This window comes from Sulfitobacter undariae (assembly GCF_014196805.1).
Lineage (GTDB): Bacteria > Pseudomonadota > Alphaproteobacteria > Rhodobacterales > Rhodobacteraceae > Sulfitobacter > Sulfitobacter undariae.
On sequence record NZ_JACIEI010000001.1, the window covers coordinates 571,237 to 592,630 of the forward strand.

The 21,394-nt window shown below is 55.3% G+C and carries 21 protein-coding genes; 13 read left to right on the forward strand and 8 right to left on the reverse strand.

Features of this window, described 5'->3' with window-relative positions:
• Positions 1 to 14 precede the first annotated feature (14 nt).
• From GGR95_RS02860 to ribD, 9 genes are all read left to right on the forward strand, one after another.
• The gene (locus GGR95_RS02860) at positions 15 to 1,088 is read left to right on the forward strand and encodes a bifunctional transcriptional activator/DNA repair enzyme AdaA (protein WP_184562530.1); all 1,074 of its coding nucleotides are present in this window, start codon (positions 15 to 17) and stop codon (positions 1,086 to 1,088) included.
• Complete coding sequence (locus tag GGR95_RS02865; protein WP_184562532.1) at positions 1,078 to 1,836, forward strand: isocitrate lyase/PEP mutase family protein; 759 nt, start codon at positions 1,078 to 1,080, stop codon at positions 1,834 to 1,836. The genes GGR95_RS02860 and GGR95_RS02865 overlap by 11 nt, the downstream gene beginning before the upstream one ends.
• 118 nt (positions 1,837 to 1,954) lie before the next feature.
• A complete protein-coding gene (locus GGR95_RS02870) occupies positions 1,955 to 2,257 on the forward strand; it encodes a hypothetical protein (RefSeq protein WP_184562534.1) in 303 nt (100 codons plus the stop codon).
• Positions 2,258 to 2,316: 59 nt separating this feature from the next.
• Complete coding sequence (dnaG, locus tag GGR95_RS02875; RefSeq protein WP_184562536.1) at positions 2,317 to 4,302, forward strand: DNA primase; 1,986 nt, start codon at positions 2,317 to 2,319, stop codon at positions 4,300 to 4,302.
• A gap of 166 nt (positions 4,303 to 4,468) precedes the next feature.
• Positions 4,469 to 6,451 carry an RNA polymerase sigma factor RpoD gene (rpoD, locus tag GGR95_RS02880; protein WP_184562538.1) on the forward strand — a complete coding sequence of 661 codons (1,983 nt, stop codon included), beginning with the start codon at positions 4,469 to 4,471 and terminating at the stop codon, positions 6,449 to 6,451.
• A 152-nt stretch (positions 6,452 to 6,603) separates the two neighbouring features.
• Positions 6,604 to 7,014 carry a hypothetical protein gene (locus GGR95_RS02885; protein WP_184562540.1) on the forward strand — a complete coding sequence of 137 codons (411 nt, stop codon included), beginning with the start codon at positions 6,604 to 6,606 and terminating at the stop codon, positions 7,012 to 7,014.
• A gap of 7 nt (positions 7,015 to 7,021) precedes the next feature.
• Positions 7,022 to 7,438, forward strand: coding sequence for a secondary thiamine-phosphate synthase enzyme YjbQ (locus GGR95_RS02890; protein WP_184562796.1), 417 nt, complete (start codon positions 7,022 to 7,024; stop codon positions 7,436 to 7,438).
• A 151-nt stretch (positions 7,439 to 7,589) separates the two neighbouring features.
• Positions 7,590 to 8,057, forward strand: coding sequence for a transcriptional regulator NrdR (nrdR, locus tag GGR95_RS02895; RefSeq protein ID WP_184562542.1), 468 nt, complete (start codon positions 7,590 to 7,592; stop codon positions 8,055 to 8,057).
• A 14-nt stretch (positions 8,058 to 8,071) separates the two neighbouring features.
• Positions 8,072 to 9,148, forward strand: coding sequence for a bifunctional diaminohydroxyphosphoribosylaminopyrimidine deaminase/5-amino-6-(5-phosphoribosylamino)uracil reductase RibD (ribD, locus tag GGR95_RS02900; RefSeq protein WP_184562798.1), 1,077 nt, complete (start codon positions 8,072 to 8,074; stop codon positions 9,146 to 9,148).
• 5 nt (positions 9,149 to 9,153) lie between these two features.
• On the opposite strand, the gene GGR95_RS02905 is transcribed toward ribD, so the two are convergent.
• The 3 genes from GGR95_RS02905 to GGR95_RS02915 all read right to left on the reverse strand — a co-directional run bounded on the left by GGR95_RS02905 (position 9,154) and on the right by GGR95_RS02915 (position 13,793).
• Entirely contained in the window at positions 9,154 to 11,172 is a 2,019-nt protein-coding gene (locus tag GGR95_RS02905; protein ID WP_184562545.1) for a capsular polysaccharide biosynthesis protein, read from the reverse strand.
• Between the two features lie 5 nt (positions 11,173 to 11,177).
• Positions 11,178 to 12,308: a polysaccharide biosynthesis/export family protein gene (locus GGR95_RS02910; protein WP_184562547.1), complete on the reverse strand. Its 1,131-nt coding sequence runs from the start codon at positions 12,306 to 12,308 to the stop codon at positions 11,178 to 11,180.
• A 192-nt stretch (positions 12,309 to 12,500) separates the two neighbouring features.
• A complete protein-coding gene (locus GGR95_RS02915) occupies positions 12,501 to 13,793 on the reverse strand; it encodes a capsule biosynthesis protein (RefSeq protein ID WP_184562549.1) in 1,293 nt (430 codons plus the stop codon).
• Between the two features lie 102 nt (positions 13,794 to 13,895).
• Between GGR95_RS02915 and GGR95_RS02920 the strand changes: the two genes are divergently transcribed.
• On the forward strand, positions 13,896 to 14,483 hold the full coding sequence (locus GGR95_RS02920; protein ID WP_184562551.1) for a riboflavin synthase: 588 nt from the start codon (positions 13,896 to 13,898) through the stop codon (positions 14,481 to 14,483).
• A 262-nt stretch (positions 14,484 to 14,745) separates the two neighbouring features.
• Here the strand turns inward: GGR95_RS02920 and GGR95_RS02925 are convergent, their stop codons facing one another.
• The 5 genes from GGR95_RS02925 to secG all read right to left on the reverse strand — a co-directional run bounded on the left by GGR95_RS02925 (position 14,746) and on the right by secG (position 19,596).
• A complete protein-coding gene (locus GGR95_RS02925) occupies positions 14,746 to 15,417 on the reverse strand; it encodes a hypothetical protein (RefSeq protein WP_184562553.1) in 672 nt (223 codons plus the stop codon).
• Positions 15,418 to 15,828: 411 nt separating this feature from the next.
• Positions 15,829 to 16,251, reverse strand: a complete 423-nt coding sequence (locus tag GGR95_RS02930; protein ID WP_184562555.1) for an MliC family protein — start codon at positions 16,249 to 16,251, stop codon at positions 15,829 to 15,831.
• A gap of 452 nt (positions 16,252 to 16,703) precedes the next feature.
• Positions 16,704 to 17,105: a DUF5360 family protein gene (locus GGR95_RS02935; protein WP_184562557.1), complete on the reverse strand. Its 402-nt coding sequence runs from the start codon at positions 17,103 to 17,105 to the stop codon at positions 16,704 to 16,706.
• A gap of 276 nt (positions 17,106 to 17,381) precedes the next feature.
• A complete protein-coding gene (gene pyrG / locus GGR95_RS02940; protein WP_184562559.1) occupies positions 17,382 to 19,031 on the reverse strand; it encodes a CTP synthase in 1,650 nt (549 codons plus the stop codon).
• Positions 19,032 to 19,227: 196 nt separating this feature from the next.
• A complete protein-coding gene (gene secG, locus GGR95_RS02945; RefSeq protein ID WP_184562561.1) occupies positions 19,228 to 19,596 on the reverse strand; it encodes a preprotein translocase subunit SecG in 369 nt (122 codons plus the stop codon).
• A gap of 136 nt (positions 19,597 to 19,732) precedes the next feature.
• Between secG and nthA the strand changes: the two genes are divergently transcribed.
• Genes nthA through GGR95_RS02960 form a run of 3 tightly spaced genes read left to right on the forward strand, consistent with a single transcriptional unit; the run spans position 19,733 to position 21,347 of the window.
• A complete protein-coding gene (gene nthA / locus GGR95_RS02950) occupies positions 19,733 to 20,353 on the forward strand; it encodes a nitrile hydratase subunit alpha (RefSeq protein WP_184562563.1) in 621 nt (206 codons plus the stop codon).
• A complete protein-coding gene (nthB, locus tag GGR95_RS02955; RefSeq protein WP_184562565.1) occupies positions 20,350 to 21,024 on the forward strand; it encodes a nitrile hydratase subunit beta in 675 nt (224 codons plus the stop codon). Before nthA ends, nthB begins: the two co-directional genes overlap by 4 nt.
• Positions 21,021 to 21,347, forward strand: a complete 327-nt coding sequence (locus GGR95_RS02960) for a nitrile hydratase accessory protein (protein ID WP_184562567.1) — start codon at positions 21,021 to 21,023, stop codon at positions 21,345 to 21,347. Before nthB ends, GGR95_RS02960 begins: the two co-directional genes overlap by 4 nt.
• Positions 21,348 to 21,394: the final 47 nt, after the last annotated feature.

Below are 21,394 nucleotides of genomic sequence, written 5' to 3' on the forward strand. Positions count from 1 at the left end.
GCTAGTCTGTTTTTATGATGTTCGATTTACACAATGACGATCTGCTATACGCAGCCCTTTTGGCGCGCGACCCCGCATGGGACGGGCGTGCCTGGGTTGGTGTGGCTTCCACTGGCGTATTTTGCCGCCTGACCTGTCCGGCACGCAAACCCAAGCGCGAGAATTGTACATTCTTTGAAACAATGGGCGGTGCAATAGAAGCGGGATACCGCGCGTGCAAACGCTGTCATCCCATGGCTCCTGCCGCTGAAGGTGAACCAGCAGTCAAAGCACTGCTGGCGGCATTGGAGGAAAATCCTGCACGGCGCTGGACGGAAGGCGATATCGCTGCGATGGGGTATGATCTGTCGACGGTGCGGCGGGCGTTCAAACGTCATTTCGGGATGACCTTCCTTGAAATGGCGCGACTGGCGCGGTTGCGGGCAGGTGGGGCTGAATTGGTCGGCGGTGGGCGTGTGATCGAAGCGCAGCTAGAGGCGGGCTATAGTTCGGCTTCGGCGTTTCGGGCGGCTTTTGCGGGCTGGCTCGGCCTGCCACCGGGGGCATTTCATGCGGATGCGGTGCTGCGGGCGGATTGGATCGAGACCTCTCTGGGGGCGATGGTTGCCGTATCGTCAGAACATGCGCTGCATTTGCTGGAGTTTACCGAACGGCGTGCCTTGCCCACCGAATTGGCGGCGCTGCGGCGCGATGCAAAAGGCTCGCTTGGATTTGGCCGTTTTGCCCCAACTGATCAGATCGAGCGTGAGATAGCCGATTTTATGACAGGCACCTGTGCCGCGTTTCAGACACCTCTGCGCCCGTTGGGCACGCCCTTTACGCAAACGGTCTGGCATGCACTGCGCCAGATACCTGCAGGTGAAACGCGCAGCTATAGTCAACTTGCCCGCGATATGGGGCGGCCTGATGCCACCCGCGCTGTTGCCCGTGCAAACGGTGCGAACCCCATCGCGATTGTGATCCCGTGCCACCGTGTCTTGGGGGCTGATGGCAGTCTGACGGGATATGGCGGCGGGCTGTGGCGCAAACAAAAACTGATTGAACTGGAACGCGGCTTTGCCGTGAAAGGAAAAGACAATGCTCAATAAAGTACATGACTTCGCGGCCCTGCACGTCAAAGGCGCACCATTGGTGCTCTACAACTGCTGGGATGCGGGGTCGGCCAAGGCAATCGTTGAAGGCGGTGCAGTTGCTTTGGCGACAGGCAGTTGGTCGGTCGCGGCAGCGCAGGGGTATGAGGACGGTGAAGTCATGCCACTGGCCGAGTTACTGGCGGTGGTAAAGCGTATCGCCCAGACCCAAGAGGTGCCCGTTAGCGCGGATTTTGAAGGCGGTTACGGTGACGCGCCCGAGATCGTGGCAGCACATGCGGCGAGGTTGGCGCAGACGGGTGTGGTCGGCATGAACTTTGAGGATCAGCACGTGCAGGGGCAAGGTGTCTGGCCTGTTGAAGCACAATGCGCACGGATTGCGGCGATACGTGCGGCGGTTGGCCCTGATTTTTTCATCAATGCGCGCACGGATTTGTTTTTGCAATCTGACGCGGCGGATCATGCAGGGTTGCTTGCCGAGGCGATTACACGTGGCCAAGCCTATGCCGCAGCGGGGGCATCTGGTTTTTTTGTGCCGATGCTGGGGCAGGGTGCGCTGATTGCCGATGTATGTGCGCAGGTAGACTTGCCTGTGAATGTAATGATGCATGCCAATTTGGCGGACTCTGTGGCGTTGGTTAAGGCAGGCGTGGCACGGATCAGCTATGGTCCCGCGCCCTACCGCTCAGCGATGCAGATGGTCACTCAGGCGGCGGGGAACATCTATGATGGTGCTGCCCCATAGGGATAACGCGGTTTTCCGCCCAAGTGAGGAGGCAAAGGCGGCGAAATTGACATGCCCTCTAGAAGCCCTATCTGCTGACAGATAAAGTCCGTTAAATTCTGCTATTCTGGAGTATGTTATGATCCGTGTTTTAACCGCCGTTCTGTGCCTTGCCACCGCTGCCCCCGCCTTTGCCGCCTCGGCCAAAGAAAAAGACTGCGGGTTTCAGGGGGATGTTGTGGCTGCTGTGCAAGCCGCACGTGTCGCCAAAGTAAAAGAGCGCGATATGGTTGATCACATCGCAGGCACCACGCCTGACTGGCCCGAGAAATACAACGCGGTTGTGCCTTTGGTGACGCCGTGGATTTTCAGCCTGAAGATGTCCGAAGTGAAAACGGCTGATCTGTCTGCCGCGTGGAATGAGCTGTGCTTGCAACAATAATTGGGTGGTGACAGGGGCGGCCTGCTGGACTCTGGCGGCAGGCTGCCCATATGTAGGGTATGAGTCTTCCACCCGGTTTCCTTGATGAATTGCGCACACGCTCCAGCCTGTCTCAGGTTGTGGGGCGTAAAGTCATTTGGGATGCGCGTAAGTCCAATCAGGGCAAGGGTGATATGTGGGCACCATGCCCCTTTCACCACGAAAAATCCGCCAGTTTTCATGTAGATGACCGCAAGGGTTTTTATTATTGCTTTGGCTGTCACGCCAAAGGCGATGCCATTTCTTTTGTGCGCGAGACAGAAAATGTCAGCTTTATGGAAGCGGTAGAGATACTTGCGCGTGAAGCCGGGATGCCGATCCCGCAACGTGACCCGCAAGCGCAAGAAAAAGCCGAGAAACGTACAGAACTCGTGGATGTGATGGAATTGGCAGTCCGCTGGTTCCGGTTGCAGTTGCGCACAGGGGCTGCCTCGGCGGCGCGGGAGTATCTGGAGAAGCGCGGGTTGAACCAAGAGGTCTGCGACCGTTGGGAGATCGGCTTTGCGCCTGATAGCTGGCAGGGCTTGTGGGACGCGCTGAAAGGCAAGGACATCGCAGATGAGTTGATCATCGGTGCGGGTCTGGCCAAACCTTCCAGTAAAGGCGGCAAGCCCTATGACACGTTTCGCGGGCGGATCATGTACCCGATCCGTGATGCGCGGGGCCGTGCGATTGCCTTTGGCGGGCGTGCGATGGACCCTGAGGATAAGGCGAAATACCTCAATTCTCCCGAGACCGAATTGTTTGATAAGGGCCGCAGCCTTTACAACGTGAAGGAGGCGCGGGTGGCAGCGGGCAAGGGACAACCCTTGCTGGTGGCCGAAGGATACATGGATGTGATCGCGCTGTCCGAAGCGGGGTTTGGCGCGTCCGTTGCGCCGCTTGGCACGGCGATTACTGAAAACCAGTTGGCGATGCTGTGGCGGATCAGCGACGAGCCGATCATCACATTGGATGGCGATACGGCTGGCCAGCGCGCTGCGCTGCGCTTGATCGATCTGGCGCTGCCTTTGCTAGAGGCGGGGCGCTCTTTGCGCTTTGCCATGATGCCAGAGGGCAAAGACCCCGATGATTTGCTGAAATCTTCTGGTGCGGGGGCGGTACAGGCGTTGCTGGACGCGGCTGTGCCTATGGTGCAACTGCTGTGGCAACGCGAGGTTGAGGGCAAAGTCTTTGACAGCCCCGAACGCAAAGCGGCGCTGGATAAGAACCTGCGTGAAAAAATCAAACTGATCAAAGACCCCAGCATCCGCAGCCACTATGGCCAAGCGATCAAGGACATGCGGTGGGACCTGTTTCGCGCCAAATCCGCTGGTGGGGGCAGTTTTGCGCCACGTAAAGATCGGCCATGGAAGTCGCAGCCATGGGGCAGCAAAGCGCCGCAAGGGCCATCAGCGGGGGCCAAATCCTCTATCTTGGCGACTGCGGCAGATGCCCGCGCGACGGATCATTTGCGCGAAGCCGTTATTTTGGCGGCCTGCATCAGTTGTCCAGAAGCAGTCGAGCCGTTTGAAAGCGGGCTGGAGACGATGGCCTGTCTTGATGCCGAGCACGCCCGGATGCGGGACATGGTTTTACGGTATGCGCCTGCTGGCGCTGCGGTGTTGCGGGGGCAAATTTCGGATGTTTTAGGGCCTGATGCACTTGAAAACCTGCTAACGCAGCGCCATGTCGCTATTACGCCGTGCATTCGCAGGCCCGGTGATGTGGAGCTCACGGGCATGACAATCGCTGAAGAACTGGCCAAGCTCAAAGCGGTGCGGGGGCTTCAGGAAGAAGTGAATGATGCGGCCGATGACCTAAGCGGTGAGGCGGATGAGGGGCTGACGTGGCGATTGGCCGAAGCTGCAAAAGCAGCGGATCGTGCGCATCGCGCTGGTCAGGAAGACAAAGCGGAATATGTTATCGCGGATAATGGTGCACGGCTGGATCGTGATCAGGTGACCCTGAGCCGTAACATGTTTGACCAAATCGACTTTTCCAAAGGTGGGAAAAAAGACCGTTAACTGTGTAATTGGTTGTTTCAGGGCACGTTTTGTGGCGCTGGGGTAACCAAATCCATGCAATTAGCGGAAAAATAAGGATGCGGGTTTAAGAATCACTTCAAACCCCGCATGATTCGTAAATCCGAATCACTCGAAGTGATTCGTGCAAGGACTTAGAGGACATCTGATGGCTGCCAAAGACACCAATGACGACGCCAAGAACGACGATCAGGATTCAGGCCATTCGCTGGACATGAGCCAGGCTGCCGTCAAAAAGATGATCGGTGAGGCCCGTGAAAAAGGCTATATTACCTACGATCAGCTGAACACAGTGCTGCCACCTGATCAGGTTTCCTCCGAACAGATCGAAGACGTGATGTCGATGCTCTCTGAAATGGGCATTAACATCATCGAGGACGAAGAGGCCGAGGAAGACGACAAAGGCGGCACGGATGTTGCCACCACCGACGGCCCCAAAGAGATCACGCTGGGCTCTGGCACTTCCGAAAAGCTGGACCGCACCGATGACCCGGTCCGTATGTACCTGCGCGAGATGGGCAGTGTTGAATTACTGTCGCGTGAAGGCGAAATCGCGATCGCCAAACGCATCGAGGCTGGCCGCAATACGATGATCGCCGGCTTGTGCGAAAGCCCGCTGACATTTCAGGCGATCACCATCTGGCGTGACGAACTTCTGTCAGAAGACATTTTGCTGCGCGACGTGATCGATCTGGAAGCCACTTTTGGCGATCAGTTGGTCGAAGATGGCGTGGCGCCTGTTGTTCCGGTGGGCGGTGCCCCTGTGGCAGCAAAGCCCGAAGGCCAGCAAGAATTGGATGCGGACGGCAACCCGATTTCTGCAGATGATGACGACGACGAGGATGAAGACGAACAGGCCAACATGTCGCTTGCGGCAATGGAAGCTGCGCTCAAGCCACAGGTGCTTGAGGCGTTGGATATCATCGCGGATGACTATATCAAGCTGAGCGAGATGCAGGACAGCCGGATTTCTGCTACCTTGAACGAAGATGGGTCCTTCTCTGCTAAAAACGAAGCAACATATCAGAAATTGCGCTCTGAAATTGTGGCATTGGTGAATGACCTGCACCTGCACAACAACCGTATCGAAGCGTTGATTGACCAGCTTTATGGCATCAACCGCCGTATCATGCAGATCGACTCTGCAATGGTGAAACTTGCGGACCAAGCGCGCATCAACCGTTCCGAGTTTGTCGAAGCCTATCGCGGTTATGAACTGGACCCGAACTGGATGGAGCGGATGGCAGGCAAGGCCGGACGCGGTTGGCAGATGTTCATTGAGCGCTCTTCCGACAAGGTAAACGAACTGCGCTCGGATATGGCACAAGTGGGCCAATATGTGGGTCTGGATATTTCTGAATTCCGCCGCATCGTGCAGCAGGTTCAAAAAGGCGAAAAAGAAGCCCGTCAGGCCAAAAAAGAAATGGTTGAGGCAAACCTGCGTTTGGTTATCTCGATTGCGAAAAAATACACCAACCGTGGCCTGCAATTCCTTGATCTTATTCAGGAAGGTAACATCGGCCTGATGAAGGCCGTTGATAAATTCGAATATCGCCGTGGCTATAAATTCTCGACCTATGCGACATGGTGGATTCGTCAAGCGATCACGCGTTCTATCGCGGATCAGGCACGTACCATCCGTATCCCTGTGCATATGATCGAAACGATCAACAAACTGGTCCGCACAGGCCGCCAGATGTTGCATGAGATTGGCCGCGAACCAACGCCAGAAGAATTGGCGGAAAAGCTGCAAATGCCGCTTGAGAAGGTCCGCAAGGTGATGAAAATCGCCAAAGAACCGATCTCGCTTGAGACGCCAATTGGTGACGAAGAAGACAGCCAGTTGGGTGACTTCATTGAGGATAAGAATGCAGTGTTGCCTTTGGACAGCGCCATTCAGGAGAACCTCAAGGAAACCACTACAAGGGTTCTGGCCAGCCTCACACCACGTGAAGAGCGCGTGCTGCGTATGCGTTTCGGGATTGGCATGAATACCGATCACACATTGGAAGAAGTCGGCCAGCAGTTCAGCGTTACGCGCGAACGGATTCGCCAGATTGAAGCGAAAGCCTTGCGTAAGCTCAAGCACCCGTCGCGGTCGCGCAAACTGCGCAGCTTCCTCGATCAATAAGCAGATCAAACCTCAAATGAACCCCGTCCGCAGCGTCCTGCGGGCGGGGTTTTCTTTTGCCTGACGCGCAGGCGGCCCAAATTCACGTAGCTTTGACTTTGCTTTGGCTGGCACAGGCCCTATCTTTAGCTAAGCCTCAAAGGAGAAGAATTATGCGTTCTACCATTATTGCGACCATCCTCGCGACTGTCTTGCCGCTTGCTGCCAATGCGCAAAGCTACCGCGCTGTGAATTCTATGGATGTTGTCCCGTTGGGCCAAAGCACGTTTGAGGTGATCAGGTCAGGGGGGATGGGCCCACGTGGTGTTTGGTGTGCAGCCGCTGACTATGCTGAAAATCGCTTGGGCACGCGGGGACGTATTTACATAAGCCAAGGCAGCGCCCCTTCGCGCAGCGTTGCGGGACAAAAATCGGTTGTCTTCACAACGGACGCCGCAAGCCTGTCACAAGCGCCCTCAAAATCTCTCACGCTAAGCATGACAAAAGTCGGCGTCGGCTTGCCTGTGGATCACGCTATTCAATTCTGCAGGCCGGATGACTACGAACCGGGCATTTCGCGCTGAGGAATTGATGCAGACCCGTTTCGAAATACAAACCAACGGCCCGCGGCTTTATGAATTCACCGATCATGTAGCGGCGTGGCTGCAAGGGGCAGGGGATGGGCTGCTGACGCTGCTGGTTCAGCACACTTCGACGTCTCTGCTGATCCAAGAGAACGCCGATCCAGACGTTCAGCGTGATCTGCGTGCTTACTTCAGCCGCCTTGTTCCGCACAGTGATACTGATCAGATGTCCTACCTTGTGCACACGTTGGAAGGGCCTGATGACATGCCCGCACATATCAAAGCCGCAATGCTGCCCGTCAGTCTCAGCATCCCCGTCCAAAGCGGGCGTATGGTTTTGGGGACATGGCAGGGACTCTTTTTGTTTGAGCACCGTGACGCGCCGCACCGCCGTCAAATCGCAGCACATTTTCGCAGCGATTAAGCACTGCCGCGCTTCGGATTTTTGCCCAAACACCCCATCATATTGAGATAAATTTCTGCACTACCCAAAACCTTGTGGGTCGCGTATACCTGTGGATAAGTGGGGCGGTGATCCCACAATAGAGGCGGATCAGGAATAAGGGGACCGGCAAATGCGTTGCCCGTTTTGTGGACATTTAGATACTCAAGTAAAAGACAGCCGACCAGCGGAGGATCACGTATCCATACGCCGCCGTCGGTTTTGCCCGGCCTGTGGCGGGCGATTTACCACATATGAACGCGTGCAACTGCGCGATCTGGTGGTGATCAAAACTTCTGGCAAACGCGAAGATTTTGACCGCGACAAGCTGGAGCGTTCCATTCGAATTTCCATGCAAAAACGTCCGATTGAGCCAGAGCGTATTGATCAGATGATCAGTGGTATTGTGCGCAGGCTGGAGAGCATGGGCGAAACGGACATTGGATCAAAGCACATCGGTGAGATCGTGATGGAAGCTTTGGCGCGGATCGATACCGTGGCCTATGTGCGCTTTGCCAGTGTTTACAAAAACTTCCAAGCGGCGGATGACTTTGACAAGTTCGTTCAGGAATTGCGCCCCGAGACGCCACCAGAAGGGTGAGCGATGCACGCTATATGGCCCTCGCGCTGTCCTTAGGGCGGCGCGGCTGGGGCAACACATGGCCCAACCCTGCGGTGGGCTGTGTGATCGTGCGCGACGGGCGCATCATCGGGCGCGGCTGGACTGCGCCCTCAGGGCGACCCCACGCAGAACCACAAGCATTGGCACAAGCGGGAGAGGCCGCACGCGGCGCAACCGTCTATGTCACGCTTGAGCCTTGCGCGCATCATGGTCAGACGCCGCCCTGTGCGCAGGCCCTTACTGATGCGGGAGTGGCACGTGTTGTGGTTGCCTTGGGTGACAGCGACGAACGGGTTTGCGGGCGCGGTGTGACGATGCTGCGCGACGCAGGGATCAGCGTGCAGACTGGTGTGCTGGAGCAACAAGCACGCCGCGATCATCAAGGATTTTTGAGCCGTATAGAGCTGGGCCGCCCAATGGTAACCCTGAAGCTGGCCAATTCATTTGACGGGCGGATCGCAACGGCAACAGGCGAAAGCCAGTGGATCACCCAAGCGCCTGCAAGGCGTATGGTGCATGCGATGCGCAGCAGCCATGACGCGGTGATGGTGGGCGGCGGCACAGTCCGCGCCGATGATCCTTCGTTGAATGTGCGTGATCTGGGCATGACCCGACAACCTGTGCGCGTGGTTCTGTCACGGCGGTTGGATCTGCCTTTGAATTGCAAACTGGCCCAGACGGCTGCGGATATTCCTTTGTTGATTTGCCATGGGGCCACCGCGCCTGTGGCGCTGATCGACGCATGGAAAGGTCTGGGCGCGACATTGCTGCCTTGTGCCGTACAGGGGAGCCAGTTGGATTTGGCAGATGTTTTGCAGCGCCTTGGCACTTATGGCCTCACGCGGGTGTTCTCGGAGGGTGGTTCTGCTGTTGCGGCAAGCCTGTTGCAGGCCGATCTGGTGGATCATCTTGTGGGATTTTCAGCAGGATTGATGATTGGTGCCGAGGGCCTGCCTGCTATCGGCGCAATGGGGCTGGCGCGGCTGGCACAGGCGCAGCGCTATGACCTAGAGGAAACGATGGCCGTGGGGCCGGACGTGTTCAACCGATGGGTCCGCACCCGCAACTGATCTCTCTATTTGCGCCAGAGATGCGCTTTGCTGGCAAATATGCTTTGGAGCCGTGACAGAAGACGGTTGCGGCGGCTAGGGCGCGGAACGTCGCCTTGGCTGAGCCGCAAGATGGCAACTTCGACAGGGCAGGGCAGGCCCGTTTTCGGATCAAAGTAGCGGGGGTAATCAATCAAGGCAGCATGCGCCAAACCTTCGAGCGTGGGGGTGGCGCGGCGGCGCGGCGGCACATCCGAGCGGTCAGTTGTCAGCCCCCATCCCGCATAAAACGGCGCGCCATAAGTGGTAACGGGCAGGCCGCGCAGCAAGGCTTCAAACCCCATCAGCGAAGTCATTGTATGCACCTCATGCACCTGCGCCAACAGGGCGGCGGGATCGGTGTTGGTTACAATCTGTGTAGCGGCTGCGGGATTGGTCAAAGCCCCCTCGCGCAGGCCCGCTTCGACATCGGGGTGGGGTTTGAACAAGATCACCGCATCAGGGTTGGCTGCACGCACGGCATCCAGCAATGCCTGATTGGTTGTGATATCACTGGTGCCTGTGCGGATGGACGCATCATCAGCGACTTGACCACAAACAAGAATGCGGTGGCCCTCGGGCAGGGCATCAGGTGCATTTCCGGTGTTATATTTGCTCAGGCCCGCATCGGTCAGGGACCGGATCAGGCGGGTGGCGCGCAATTTTTGATCAGGGCGCAGAGTGGCGCGGGTTTCGATCCATTTTTCAAGTCGCGAGGGGGCGGCGGGATTATAGTAGATGCCCAGATCATCGGTGACCAGTGACAGCGGTGGTGTCAGAGCGGCGCCCAGACCACGGGAGCGGATAAACCCGTCTTCGATGCGGGTAATCCCCTTACGCCCGAGGTCAATCTTGCTTGCCCAGACCATTTGCGGTTTGCTGGATATATCCATCGGGGTGTCAGCAAATGTGAGTTCTTTGTATGCGCCATAGAACTTTTGAAGATGCGGGCGCTTCCAATTACTCATGCCAATCGCTGTCCAGCCCTGTCGGTCTTCGCGCCAGCTACGCGCGAGGGCTTCTAGCGTGTCGATCACGGTTTCCAACGTACAAAGCGTATCACGGTAGGGATCATACCAACGGGGATACAGGATCATGGCGGCGGCAAACAGCTGCGCGCGTGTGAGAACGCGCTGGCGGCGTTGGATTTCAAAGGCATCTTGGGTCAACCCCCAGCCTGCATAAAAGGGCTGACCAAACACGCGGGGTTTGTGCCCTGCAAATATAGCCTCAAACCCCAAGCCCGAGGAGACTGTATAGACGCCCAATGCCCCCTCAAAGAGGGTGTAAGGGCTGATCGGCTCTGTTATAAATTCCATCCAGTCATTGAGGTCACTATCGCGGAAGTATCCTTTGCGGTGGCCTGCTGTCGTTTCGGGATGTGTTTTGATAAGAATACGTGCGCCAGGGTGTTCCTCTTGCGCGTAATAGAGCATTTCAAGAAACCGCGAGCGGTCTGCACCTGATGCGGTGACCGAGGCATCGCCTTCCGTTTGATCAATGACCACAACATACCCTGCAGCGGGGGCAGGCGTGTCAGCAGGTATTGCGGCGTATTTGCTGAGATGTGCCTCTTGTAACCGTGCAATGCAGGCACGCGCACGGTTCAACAGTGCGGTATCATCAAGTGGATGTGTGGCAAGAAGGATTTCAAGGTCTGAGGGTTTGGAGGGATCAAAATGTACCGCACGGTGATCAACCAGCAATCCGAGTGGCGGCTCTCCGTCACGACCAGGGAAAAGTGAACGTAAAAGGGCGTCTTCGACACGGACAATAGGCGCATCACGTGCCTCTGCCACCCCGACCCCACGGTGCGCAGTCGGGGAGTTCCCCCAGACAGCTACGGCATCGCCCCGCTCGGAGGGGAGGCCAATGTGGATAGAGTAGCCCGACAACTGAAGAATGCGCCGAATGCGGCCTTGAGTGAGGAAGCCGCCATTGTAAACGAAAAGCCGCCGGTCCTTTTCGGAACCGGCGGCGGTATAAATCTCGGGACCTAGGCCCATTGTGTTTAGTTGCTTGCCAGCGATGTAAGGCTGGAAGCAGAGCTGGCTGTGCCAGTGATGGCAGAGATGACTTTGGTCCATTGGGTGAAGGGCGCTTCGGTCACATAAAGCGTATCGCCGTCACGGATTACAAAATCCCGTGCCATGAACATGCCGTTTGGCTCTGTGAGGTCCAGCACATATACCATGCGCTGTGCGCCTTCCAGATCGTTGCGAGCCAGCACTTGCTCGGCCACGACTTCTGGTTCGTTTCGCAAGACAAACACGCCCGTAGGATCGGCCGAAGAGGCCAACAAACCACCAACTTGTGCAATGGCTTCTAGGGCTGACAGGTTTTGCGTTTCAAAGGGCACGCGTGCCTGTGAACCAGTGGCACCCAATGCGGTGAAGGCGCGTGTATCTTGCTCAACCAGAATTTTATCTCCGGCACGCAATGCAATATCAAGTTGGGGGTGCTGGTACAGGTCTTCGAACCAGATTGTACCGCGTGCCTTGCCACGTATCACAGTGACTTGTGCAACTTCGGGGAGGATCGTGATGCCGCCTGATTTGGCCAACATGGTTGCCAAGGTGCGGGTCGGGCGTTCAATAGGATAGATGCCCTGACCGCCTACAGCGCCAACGAGGGAGACTGTTGAGCCATCACCAGCCGCGCGGCGGACTTCGACCTGTGGATCAGGGGTCTGGTCTGCCAGCTTGTTGGTAATGATGCGGCGGATCGCTTCGGGAGAGTTACCCGCTGCCTTAATACGGCCAGCATAAGGAATAAAGATAAACCCGGCGCCGTCGACTTGGACTTCTTCAAGGTTTGCCGGTGCGCCTTCGGTGCCCAGCAGGCTGTCATCAACGTTTTCATAGACGGTAATGCCTAAAACATCACCTGCACGGATCGTATCCGAACCGACCCGGCCTGCCTTTAAGAACGCGTCCGAGAAACCAAGTGCGGGAACGACGGCCGTGGCGCGGGTCACGCGGTCATTGACCGCAACGACAAACGCGTCGCCTTCACGCTGAACGGACCCAGCAAAGAGTTGACGTTTGTTTGGGCCAACCTGCGGTAGGCCGCAGGTGGCCAGAACGGAACAAGCCGCAACGACTGCGATGGAACGTGCCCACCGGATGTTAAGGGTTTTCACTGCCCGGTCTCCTCGACCTATTTTCTGCCTCAAGATCGCCGATTGTGTCGACGTATTGTTTTCCAGCGTATCGGAGTTATGTGAGTAAATCTACCAAAGTGTGGGGTTTATATAGGGTGACAGGGAAAATGTGTGGCATTGCTGCCGCGATTTCGGGTGTTTCTTAACATTAACCACAAGGGCTTGTGGTGCTTAGTTCACAAGCCGCAACTGCTGGCGTGGAGGGGCGGTGCCTGAATCCAGTGCTTGATACGGATCATCAGGTCCGAGCATCATATCGACAACCTGTCGCATCAATTGTCTGCGCCCACGCGACGCATAAAAACCACCCGGAAGCTGACTGGTTTCCAGCAGGTAGCGGCGGAAATCCTTGTAAGCGCGGTTGTCAGGACGCGAGGCATTTTGAAAAAACTCGGGCAGGGCCTGATCTGATACAAATTCAGGTTTGGCATAAACCGCTCGTCCGAACACTTTGAGCGGGATACCCCGCCACAAGACCTGCTGGCCCGCAGTCGAGTTCACAGTCACCGCAGTGCGTGCATCGTTCAAAAGCTGCGCCAGTTTGCCGCCGCGCACAAAATGCACTCGGTCTGACACTCCACGCGCTTTGGCCAGCCGCTTGATGTCGCGGCGTACTGGCACGCGGCCATCTTCCAGTGGGTGGGCTTTGACAACCAGATGATGGTGCTGCGGCGCACCTTTTGCAAAACCGTCTATCACCAGCTCTAGAAAATCGCTCATTGTGTCGAATGGCGAATGCTTTTGAAACGAGCTGTCATGCTCAAGCTGCAAAAGCGCCAGATGATAAGGGAAACCGCCATAACGGATGCGCAGCGTGGCCATCTGCCGCTCTATCGCCTGCACTGGCATTAATAGCAGACGTTTAAGGTAAAGCTGAAATTCCTTGGTGACGGGGAGATCACGGTGTGGGCGGAAATTTTTGTAATCGCCGTTCCGGAACATCACAAACCAATGATAAAGCGCACCGTAAAATACATGTTGGCGCATGTCGCCCCAATGCCCGGGGGGCAGGGGCGCTTCCATGTCGGATTTTTCCAGCGCTTTTTGCATCTGTTCAATGCTCATATCCATCAGGCGGGAATTTCCGTTTGTGCCGCCGCGCTCATAAGTTACCCAATAGGGGCGCATATAACCTTCTTCAAAGACATGTACTGTAAGCCCGCGCGCGCGGGCCTCTGCCACAGCCTCAGCGTGGATCGGGCGTGTGTCCCCGTAAAGGACAATGTCAGTGACGGACTTTTCTTCCAGCAGATCTTTGAAGGTCTGCGCCCATGCCTCGGCACTTCCGCGAAAGGGGATATAGCTGGCAGCGTGGAACCAAAAAGCGCGATCACCCGCGTTAAAACCAACACGCCATACCTCTGCCCCTGCCGCACGGAGCATTTTGCCCAAGCGGTTAAAGAAGGGGCCATGCGGCCCTTGCAGGAATAAAAATACCCTATTGTCGGGTGTATCGGGCGCCATGTCGGGCTTTCTTTGGTTGCTCTTTAACGTATTTAGCCGCAAAACTCTGACCAAATTATGACTTATCATAAAGTCTTTCCACTATAGACGAAAGGAACAGGGATGTTCACGGGGATTATCACCGACATAGGCACCATTTCCGATTTGAAGCAGGAAGGCGATCTGCGCGTACGGATCACCTGCGGGTATGAGACGGGCGGCATCGACATGGGCGCATCCATCGCCAGCGATGGTGTCTGTCTGACGGTCGTTGATCTGGGCGCGGATTGGTACGAAGTGCAGGTCAGCCGCGAGACGGTGGATTTGACCAATCTGGGGGATTGGAAACTGGGCCGTCGCGTCAACCTTGAACGTGCCTTAAAGGTCGGGGACGAGTTGGGCGGCCATATCGTTTCGGGCCATGTGGATGGCGTGGCCGAAGTGATCGCCATGCATGATGAAGGCGATAGCACCCGTGTGACATTGCGCGCGCCACTGGCTTTGGCCAAGTTTATCGCGCCCAAAGGTTCGGTTGCGTTGAATGGCACGTCTTTGACGGTGAACGAAGTTGATAACTGTGACTTTGGCATCAACTTTATCCCCCACACCAAGATCGCGACCACATGGGGCGATGTGGTCGTCGGGGACCGCGTGAACCTGGAGATCGATACGCTTGCCCGCTATGTGGCGCGGTTGGCCGAAATGACGTGAACGCAGCCTCATTATGGATATAGGGGGGCAGTGCGTTTAATCGGTTAACAGGCGGCTAATACGTGCGAGCCAAAAACCCTCAACAACTACTGGGGTTTTGAATGGGGTTTTTGACGGCGCGAAAGTGCGCCTTTTAGGCCGTTTCAAAACCGAGCGTTTTTGGAGCGGCTCTGAAGGTCAGTGTGCGGACAATGCCGACTTGTCCCAATGGCTGCTTCCATAAAACCAAACGTGCAGTACGCGTTTTTGATACCGGCAGCCGTTATTCGTTTGCAAGAAAAGACAGACAGTCTTGGGCGGTTAATTGTGCTGTGATGGACTGGTTAGAGTAGGTGAATTCGTATCTTACGTTTTCGAGACCACCATGAAAGTAGCCTTCAAGATCGCGGCAAAGCGATTGCCCTTCGATACCGTCCATCGTGAAAATACGTTTTAAATCAGGGACCATATCGGCGGTCACAGGAAGTGTGTTGCTGTAAAAATAGACTAGATCATCGCCGATAATTTCGACCTTGTTCAATGTGGATTCTGTATCGATCGTTTTTGGAAGATGTTTGTTGAGTTCAGCAATTTCCATTACAAGCATAACCCGAGGCGTCACCACTGAGGGGTTCAATAGTGCGATGGTGCTGTATCCTACGTTTGCCACCCCAAGTGCGGCGATGGCTATGCCTAGCCATCCCCAACCACCGGGTTTGCGATTGTTGAAGCCTGCTTTGACCATAGCCCGAAGCAGTAGCAGGGTCACGATTGTACATGCGACAAAGAAAACTCTGTGCCCAAAATCTAGTGTTTCTAAGGCAGCCGGATCTTGCTGGGTAAAATACTGTTGAGTGATATACCAATTGCCGGCACGCAAGATCAGCCCAAACCCCACGACGCCCACCCAATATGTGACTCCCAAGCTTTTCTTACCGTTCAGGAAATCAATCATCCTAGCTTACCAATCAACTATTTATGCGTCTTTTAACGTTTTGAATCGGTAACTCACGTCCTCATAGTGGGTCAAGTTCTGACGCACGCACTACTCTCCCAAAACGACCCTTTGTTGAACGGTTCGCAGATCCGAAAATGAGCGCTTGCAGTTAGGGCCTGAAAGGTCCCGTAGAGCCGCCATTCAGGAACGTTGAACAAACCGAGGTTTTTGAAGTGATGAAACCTTAGGCTAACACTCTAAACCGCAATTGTCTGAAATTTAAAGTGTGTCGGACAAGGTTACTTGCTCGCGGCGATTAACTATGTGGTTTGATGTGTACTGGTACACTGAAAACTACAGGTGCTGTAGCTGATGGTTCAAAGTCTGTGACCATCAGCTACAGCAGTTTTTATGCTATGAACGTGCGTATTATCTTGTTGTTACGCGGCATTGCACAGTGTTGCCAAGGTAGTTGGTCAACAACGCTTGGTCGCCATTCAACCAGATTTCGTATTCTCCGGAAGAGAATTTTTCGCCGTTTGCTGCTTGTACCCGCGGAAGGATTCTGGAACCGCCAAAGTCAGTTCTGATCGCATCGCGGTTTTTGCTTACATAGGTCACGACATAAGGATCGGCGTAGGGGCAGCTGATACCAAATGTGTTGGGGCGGTTGGGCTGCCAATTGGACCCTCCACCGTTCCAGTTAGAGCCGTTTGTTAACGTTAACTGGCCGGATGATTTGTTATTCCAGTTCCCGCGCTCGGATACAGGGATTTCGTCTGAAATCATGGGCTCATCGCATGCCGCGAGGAAGAGAGAAAAAGCCAGCAGGGGGATTAGGGAAGTTTTCATTATAACGCTCCATACTATTTACCAACATCCGTGTTCTTATCTAGGTCCTTGGAAAGGGTTTTCCAAAAGAACGACGGTGGAATGTTAATCGATATAAGATGTTGTGAGCCAGTTACAAGCGCCATCGTGATAAATCGTGATGCGTGCATTAAGTGCATAAAAACAGGGTGATATCGCGTGTGGATTGAGTGTCTGCCCACCAGAAATGTAGTTAAAATTGGAACTAGGTCACATATGGCTTTCCGCGAAAAGGCGTGGATCTGGTTCGACGTCAGAGTGAGGGCGGAGGCTTTCTACTCCGCGTCATCCAAGATCGTGACAGTGGTTCTAGTCAATTAGAGGCTGCGCAGCAGGTAGCAGCTCGGGCTACCCAAGAAGCGAGAGAGTGCTGTTCAGCGAAGGGCCATTTCTGGAGCGCGGCACATGTGGTGAATGGCCGCTTTGTGTCCCACTTACACAGATTTTGTCATGTTTGGTTTGATGCAAATGAGGTTCGCAGTTCCCAAAATAATCAACCACAGATTCATTGACCACCAAGTCACATCAAAATCGCCTGTTATCGTCCAATATGACACCGCCATAAGACCCGCGCACAGCATCAAGACTGCTGCGATGACTTCCAGTTTGAACTTGAGATGCCCAGCCATCGTTCCAAATCGCGCGGTTAAGCCAATAGCTGAAAAAGCGACATCAATGGGAAAAAATGACCAATTCCAAGCAGCAACTAATGGGTTTTGATAGTCTGAATACATCAGGGATGGATCAATGGAAATCAGACCAAGAACAAGAGACCCTGCCAACAGCCAATAAAGAAGCATGGCAATCTCTGTCGCCGTGGTCAAAACGTTCTGCATATGAATCTCCATCGTCTGCCGCAAACACATCGTGCAATCGCCTTTGTGCCAAAGTTAGTGGCGGCTTGGCCCGCTTGGTGAGCCTTAGGACCGTTCCATAAAGAATCGTTGGTGGCACAGGGGCATACCGTTGCGTTTAACAATACTAGAAACCCCGTCGCAAACGATTGCGGTGATTAAAGGTCTTGTCTTTCTAAGGGGCGGCTTATGCAACACTCTGGCAAGCGGAATGCATGCCAGAGTGTTGGTCTAGATCAGGAGCCGTCGAGCGGTGGCTTAAACCAGCCGCGACATGTCTTTGGCGGCGCGTACAAAGTCTTTAAACAGCGGGTGCGGTTTGAAAGGCTTTGATTTCAGCTCTGGGTGGAATTGCACGCCGATGAACCAAGGATGATCAGACCATTCCACGATTTCAGGCAATTTGCCATCAGGCGACATGCCCGAGAAGGTCATGCCTGCGGCCTCAAGCTGTTCGCGGTAGGCGATGTCGACCTCATAGCGGTGGCGATGGCGTTCATCGATTGCAGTGGTGCCATAGACTTCGGCAACCTTGCTGCCTTCTTTGAGTGTCGCATCATAGGCACCCAGACGCATCGTGCCGCCTTTGTCATCGCCGACTTTGCGCTCAACCTTGTGATTGCCCTGCACCCATTCCTTGAGGTGATAGACCACAGGTTCAAAGCGGCGTTTGCCTTTCGATTCGTGGTCGAATTCTTCGGAACCAGCAGTGGACAGGCCCGCAACGTTGCGCGCGGCTTCGATCACGGCCATTTGCATGCCCAGACAGATGCCCAGATAGGGTACTTTGTTTTCACGGGCGTATTGGGCTGCTTTGATTTTACCCTCTGTGCCGCGTTCGCCAAAGCCGCCGGGAACAAGGATGGCGTGATAGCCTTCCAGATGTTGGGCCACATCGTCTGATTTATCAAAGACTTCGGCGTCGACCCATTCCACGTTCACCCGTACACGGTTGGCCATGCCGCCATGTGTCAGCGCCTCGGCGATGGATTTATAGGCATCGCCCAATTGGGTGTATTTACCAACAATCGCCACTTTCACTTCGCCGTCGGTGTTGTGAATGCGGTCATAGACATCATTCCAAACGGACAGATCGGGGCGCGGGGCAGGGGAGATATCAAACGCGTCCAATACTGCCTGATCCAGACCTTGTGCATGATAGGCCAGCGGGGCTTCATAGATGGATTTCAGATCATATGCCGCCACAACAGAGTCTTTGCGCACGTTACAGAACAGGGCGATTTTCTCGCGCTCTTTTTCGGGGATCGGATGTTCAGAGCGGCAAACAAGGATGTCGGGCGCGATGCCGATGCTTTGCAGTTCTTTGACCGAGTGCTGGGTGGGCTTTGTTTTCAATTCACCCGAAGCGGCCAGATAGGGCAGCAGGGTGAGGTGCATAAAGATACATTGGCCACGCGGTTTGTCGTGGCTGAACTGGCGGATCGCTTCAAAGAAGGGCAGGCCTTCGATGTCACCTACCGTACCGCCGATTTCGCAAAGCATGAAATCAACTTCGTCTTCACCCACAGCAAGGAAATCTTTGATCTCATTTGTTACATGCGGAATCACCTGAATGGTTTTGCCCAGATAATCGCCACGGCGTTCTTTTTCCAGAACGGTAGAATAGATGCGCCCCGATGAGACGGAATCAGTTTTGCGCGCAGAAACGCCTGTGAACCGCTCATAGTGGCCCAGATCCAGATCGGTTTCAGCGCCGTCATCCGTGACAAACACTTCGCCATGTTCAAACGGGCTCATCGTGCCGGGATCAACGTTAAGGTAGGGGTCAAGCTTGCGCAGGCGGACAGAAAATCCACGTGCCTGAAGCAATGCGCCAAGGGCTGCGGATGCCAGACCTTTGCCAAGTGAGGATACAACACCGCCGGTGATGAAAATATAGCGTGCCATCTAAGGTCTCTCCCGTGCGCGAAAATGCGTCTTTTGAGCGTATATTTGGCCTGCAAGATACACGCCGTTCGCGGTGCAAATTACGCACCATCACGGGGGTTCAGTCTAACAGGATTCGGAGGGTTAAGGCAAGGCGCTGGTCGCAACATGATGTTACGCAGTGTCGCTTTGCCTCAAGGTATTGAGGTTATTGCGCTTAGTCGACTGTTGGGACCAGCGGTGCGTTGTCGCCCTGTGTGGGTGGCAAAAGATCGCCCAAGCCTTGTGCCGCAGCGGGATCGCTCTGCTCCAGCGCGGGAGGCGAATCTGTCAGGCGGTCCAATACGGAAACCCCTGCGGATTTTTGTGCGCTTGTGATTGTCAGCGCGATAGACGTCACCACAAAGGCAAGGCCCAAAATCCAAGTTACTTTCGCCATCGGGCTGGCTGCTGGGCGGCCGGAATTTGCACCGCCGCCGCCGCCCATGCCAAGCCCGCCACCTTCGGAGCGTTGCAACAGCACTACGGCGATGAGGCCAAGCGCGAGGATGAGGTGGATGATCAGGATGACATTTTCGTTAAACATGGGGTGCAGGCCGCTTTTTATCTGGGTCGGATTGGGGGTATCTAGGCATATTTGCTTATGGGGGCAAGGGAGGATGCGCCTCCTTATGTCTGATGACCCATAGACAAGGTGAATATTGCAGGGCAATCTGTGGTTTATGCCCCATGATACACATGACCATGATCACCCGCACGCCCTTTTACCGCCCCAACCTGCTTTGCGGGTTAAGGCGCTGGAAACGATTTTAACGCAAAAGGGGCTGGTTGATCCTGCCGCGCTGGATGTGATCATAGATACCTATGAAAACAAGATCGGACCGCGTAACGGCGCGCATGTCGTTGCCAAAGCGTGGCGGGAGCCGGAATTTTTAGACGCTTTGCGCACGGATGCCGATGCCGCACTGCTGGAGCTGGGCTATTACGGTCGTCAGGGCGAACATATGGTGGTAGTTGAGAACACCCCCCAGATGCACAACCTTGTCGTTTGTACCCTGTGTAGTTGTTACCCTTGGCCGCTGTTGGGGATACCACCCGGTTGGTATAAATCCGACGCATACCGTGCCCGTGTGGTGCGTGAGCCGCGTGCAGTCTTGGCTGATTTTGATGTACGGCTGCCAGATGAAACAGCCGTACGGGTCTGGGATTCGACAGCAGAGGTGCGTTATTTGGTGTTGCCCATGCGGCCTGCGGGGACTGAGGGCTGGTCTGAGCAGGCGCTGATGGATTTGGTGTCACGTGACAGTATGATCGGAACCGGAGTGGTGCAGGTGCCCGTATGAGCCGCGTCCATGATATGGGAGGCCGTTTTGGCGATGGTCCCATTGTACCCGAATCCGAAGACGTGATCTTTCACGCTGATTGGCATCCTCGGGCCTTGGCGCTGACGCTGGCGGCGGGATCGCTGGGGCAGTGGAACATCGACGTATCGCGCCATGCTCGCGAATGTTTAGCCCCCAAGGATTACGCTGCCTTCAGTTATTATGAAAAGTGGATCGCCGGTGTCGCCGATATGCTGGTGGAACGCGGAGTGGTGACGCCCGCAGAACTGTCTGGAGCCTGTGATGCGCAGATCAGTGATTTGGCGACCAAGAAGCTGACGGCAGACCAAGTGGCTGGCGTCTTGGCGCGTGGCGGTCCTGCGGACCGTGATAGCGCGGTGGCACAGGCGTTCCAGATTGGCGATGCCGTGATGACGCGGCGGATTGCACAGAATGTGCTGGTTGCCGGTGGCCATACGCGGTTGCCGATGTATGCCGCTGGCGCCAAAGGCAAAATCTTGCGGTATCACGGCACGCATGTTTTGCCAGATAGCAATGCACACCGTTTGGGCGAAGCGCCAGAGCCGCTATATGCGGTGGTCTTCCCTGCGTCCGAGTTGTGGCAGCATCCAGAGCACCCGCGCGATGAGGTCGTGTTGGACCTGTGGCAAAGCTATCTGGAGGCTGTATGAAAAACGCCCCAGAACCTGTGTTCGAGGCCCCTTGGCATGCGCAACTTTTTGCGCTGACGGTTCATTTGAACGAGGCGGGGCATTTTGTCTGGGGGGACTGGGCACAGCGTTTTGGCGCGACGCTCAAGCAGCATGGTCTGTCCAAGGAATTGAACGGGGGAGAGGACTATTTTGCCGCGTGGCTGGAAACACTTGAAGGGTTTCTGGCCGAGATCAACATGGCCGACCCTGCCGCCGTTGAAAAAGCGCGCGCCGCGTGGGAGCATGCCTATCTGAGTACGGCCCATGGTGATCCTGTAAAGCTGGCAGGTAGTCAGGGATAAAACCCGACTGCCTACCTGCCTCTGAAATTTAACATAGACGCCAAGTT